A 3,290-nucleotide genomic window follows, 5' to 3' on the forward strand; every position below is an offset into this window, starting at 1 on the left:
TATCTGACATATGTAATGACCTTAGTTGCTTTGTATTGCGATTTTACTTTCTCCAGCTTTTCCATATCTGGCGCCCCATATAAAATAATACGGCAAATAACATAATATTTCCAACAATCTTTCGCCACCCAGTTGCTTCTATATACTCACTTGGTGCTTGATCGTTTAAATATTCACCCCAATGGTCTCCTGCATATCCATTTGTAACCAATACTATAAAGGTTATGATGAAGATAATGAAAAGAACTGTTTTTATGTTTTTAATTTTTGGCATTGCTGTTTCTCATGGTTTTAGTAGGTATTATTTTTGCCTTTATTTTTAGATAGTTCGCCCAAGATGGTTTCTCGTTTCTTTTAAGTTTTTTAGAACGCCATACTTTTCCTGTTGTATCGTTTACTTGCACAGTTATTTTTCTCCAATTCTTAAAGTACTGTTCCAATCCTTCCTGATCCACAATGTAAACTTGGGCTGGGTCTCCCTCATTAAGCTTTTGACCTGCTACACCTTCCATTAAAACCAAATGAGTATGGTCATATCCTTTAGGTAATTTCAATGCTACATGACTGATGTATATAGGTTTTCTTCCAACATTCGAAACACGCACTACACCCCATTGTTTATTTGGGTCATATGCCGAATTATCTGTGATACTCATATCCCACTGTATTTCAACAGTTACTTTTGCTCTGTCTCTAAAATGCGAGACTAAACCTAATATGAATCCTGAAAAACCGAATACGATTCCAATGCCTGTTGCTACATCATTTAATGTGCTGGTATCTGACATTTGTTTTCATGCTCCCTAATGAAATCAGCAGCGGCGTTCTCGCCGTCCGCCGGATTTATTTGTTAGGGTTGTCTTAAGATATTTACAATATCTCCCCCGCCACACTTCTCAGCCCATTGCAAAGGCGTCAAGCCTTCGGAATTACAAGCTGTAAGATCAGCTCCCTTTTGTATTAAGGCTTTCACCGCCTTTATATCGCCACGTGTAATTGAGGCAAAGATGTTTTGCGTTGCGGTCATAGCACGCCGCCGCACTGCATCTTGATGGCGCTCTTCTTCTTTGATTTGAGTTTCGCGCTTTTTGTTCATGTAGGCAGAGCGAAGTTCATAATATTCTTTTAATGTTTTTGCGCCGTAGTTACTGAACGGCACATAATAATTGTCCGTATGGCGAAGTATCCAGTCTGTTAAATTATCTTTATTTTCTGGGTCGGAAGGGGAATACTTGTTGAACAACCAAATTACCGCAGAGACGCTACCGCCCTGCCAGCCGTCGAGAGATGATTCTGCTACTGTCAGAGCTTTGATTAATGCCTTAAGATTGTCTTGAGTAAGTCTTTCCGCAATTGGATACCAGAATTGCCAGCTTTGAATCATCATTTGTTTATGATGCCGTATTTCTTCTGGTTTTAATCTTTCCTTCAATTCATGAAAGGACTCACATACGCCGATATCAATAAGGCGATTCAATAAATCATTTGGGATTAAATATTCTGTCATTTATTTTGACACTAACGTTTTAGTTAACCTGCAACGGGTCAAAAGCGAAAAACTCTCTTAACCTTTACAGAACTTGATTTATCCTCTGAAAGACTTAAATGCTCCTGATACCAGTTGTCTGGTTCAACGGCTTGTTGGACAGAGCTGCGGGTCTTTTGCAATTGAAGTCGTATTCTGCTCATACTGCGCTATGGAGATTGTAGAATAGCTTCTTTTTTGAATTATCGATTTAACCGGTAAAATAGACGCAATCCACGGTCTATAAGATACATTCGATTGACTCTTAACTCTCTTTTGAAATGATTTAGGCATGATTGTTACAAATTTTCAGAAAGCCTTTCGTTAATCTCTTTTAGTCTCCAGTTCTCTACAGTCTGCTGCAGAGAAATTTATAGCATTCATATATATGATAAATCTTTATGCTGCAAGAGGCAAGGGTTTATCCTGCCAATCTGGTAAACCCGGGTCTTTTGAACGTTTCCGGCCCGGAATGACTCTAAGAACTATCAGACGTTTGCCGCAGACAGGACAACATTCAGGGTGTCTTTCGCCTTGTTCTTCGCAAATCTTTTGCCAGTCTAACTTGTTCTTCGCAAATCTTTTGCCAGTCTAAAAACTCGGGCTCTTCTATCGGCAGTTGACCAAAAAGCTCTCGACATAGCGCAAGTTCTTCTTTATGGCTGTGATGGTACAATCCATAAGAACGAACTCGGATAGAACCTGAGATCGGCACATGCTGTAAATATCTGCCGATAAACTCGATGATTGGCAGGGTCATAAGCTCAACCTTTTCGCGGCCGTAATTAAAGGTTACTTTGCCATCTTTAATTGAGAATATCCGCTTGTTGGATATGGGCCCGCCTCGAAGGTAGCGCGCCAGGTAGATCAATACTCCATTGCCGTGAGAATATGTCTCTTTCAGATACACGTTCCATTTCTTGCGGCCCAGTTTGTTGAGCAGGTTCTCTAATTGCTGAGAACGCATCCCATCAGGCAGAACCAGCTCTCCTTTACGCAATGCCTTTCGAATATAAGCAATGAACTTGCCCCTAAACTTGTTTCGCACAACTTGAAAGGGGAGTAAATAACTCTGTGATGCTTTGATCCATTTGCCTGCCAGTAGGCCTCCGCCGGTAATCAGGCAGTGAAGGTGCGGATGAAGAGCCAGCGTTTTAGTCCAGGTGTGAAGCGATGCGATAATCCCGGGACGAGCGCCAAGGTATTTATCATCATCGAGCAATTGAAAGAGGGTCTCGGTAGCTGTTTTAAACAGAATCTGAGTCATTACCTTTGTATTAAGACGCCACAACTCATGGAACTCGCTTGGTATGGTAAAAATAACGTGGAAATGATTGGTATTCAAAATGCGGGCTTTCTGTCTGGCAAGCCATCTTTCAATCTGGGTGAAGGCGCACAGTGGACACATGCGGTGTTTACAGGAATTATACCAGTGACGCTTGTAATGACCATCGGGACATGCCTGTGTATGACCTCCCAAAACGGCGGTGCGGCAGACCATGATGCAGTGGGCGGCTTTTCGAATATGGCCAGGCAATCTATGCATCTGATTATAGTACGCATATCCTAACAAAAATATCATCTGGATAGTCGCTTCCACTGGAATTTATCCTGTTGGTAAATATTTTCTTAGTTGCTTCCCCTGATTCCAGCAGGTCTGTCCAACATAGATTAGACGGCCTAATAGCCGTAGTTAATTACGGCTATTTTCCGCAACAAAGTTAAAAAGTATAAACAATACAAGGTATTAGTATTCACCTTTGTT

Annotated in this window: 5 protein-coding genes; all 5 read right to left on the reverse strand. The window is 41.2% G+C overall.

Translation table 11 applies throughout. From position 1 onward, the window contains the following. Positions 1–43 precede the first annotated feature (43 nt). The 5 genes from HGJ98_RS20675 to HGJ98_RS20695 all read right to left on the reverse strand — a co-directional run bounded on the left by HGJ98_RS20675 (position 44) and on the right by HGJ98_RS20695 (position 3,125). Entirely contained in the window at positions 44–274 is a 231-nt protein-coding gene (locus tag HGJ98_RS20675; protein WP_291353599.1) for a hypothetical protein, read from the reverse strand. Continuing rightward, complete coding sequence (locus tag HGJ98_RS20680; RefSeq protein WP_291353600.1) at positions 261–788, reverse strand: hypothetical protein; 528 nt, start codon at positions 786–788, stop codon at positions 261–263. Before HGJ98_RS20680 ends, HGJ98_RS20675 begins: the two co-directional genes overlap by 14 nt. A 62-nt stretch (positions 789–850) precedes the next feature. After that, positions 851–1,507, reverse strand: coding sequence for an ankyrin repeat domain-containing protein (locus tag HGJ98_RS20685; RefSeq protein WP_291353601.1), 657 nt, complete (start codon positions 1,505–1,507; stop codon positions 851–853). A gap of 38 nt (positions 1,508–1,545) precedes the next feature. Beyond that, on the reverse strand, positions 1,546–1,689 hold the full coding sequence (locus tag HGJ98_RS20690; RefSeq protein WP_291353602.1) for a hypothetical protein: 144 nt from the start codon (positions 1,687–1,689) through the stop codon (positions 1,546–1,548). A 353-nt stretch (positions 1,690–2,042) separates the two neighbouring features. Further along, positions 2,043–3,125 carry a transposase gene (locus HGJ98_RS20695; RefSeq protein WP_291353603.1) on the reverse strand — a complete coding sequence of 361 codons (1,083 nt, stop codon included), beginning with the start codon at positions 3,123–3,125 and terminating at the stop codon, positions 2,043–2,045. Between the last annotated feature and the right edge of the window lie 165 nt (positions 3,126–3,290).

It is taken from the genome of Desulfosporosinus sp. (assembly GCF_014237355.1).
GTDB lineage: Bacteria > Bacillota > Desulfitobacteriia > Desulfitobacteriales > Desulfitobacteriaceae > Desulfosporosinus.

Bases quoted from the DNA above. Each gene is read 5' to 3' on its own strand.
- HGJ98_RS20680 (WP_291353600.1), bottom strand. From the start codon at position 788: ATGTCAGATACCAGCACATTAAATGATGTAGCAACAGGCATTGGAATC.
- HGJ98_RS20685 (WP_291353601.1), bottom strand. From the start codon at position 1,507: ATGACAGAATATTTAATCCCAAATGATTTATTGAATCGCCTTATTGAT.
- HGJ98_RS20690 (WP_291353602.1), bottom strand. From the start codon at position 1,689: ATGAGCAGAATACGACTTCAATTGCAAAAGACCCGCAGCTCTGTCCAA.
- HGJ98_RS20675 (WP_291353599.1), bottom strand. From the start codon at position 274: ATGCCAAAAATTAAAAACATAAAAACAGTTCTTTTCATTATCTTCATC.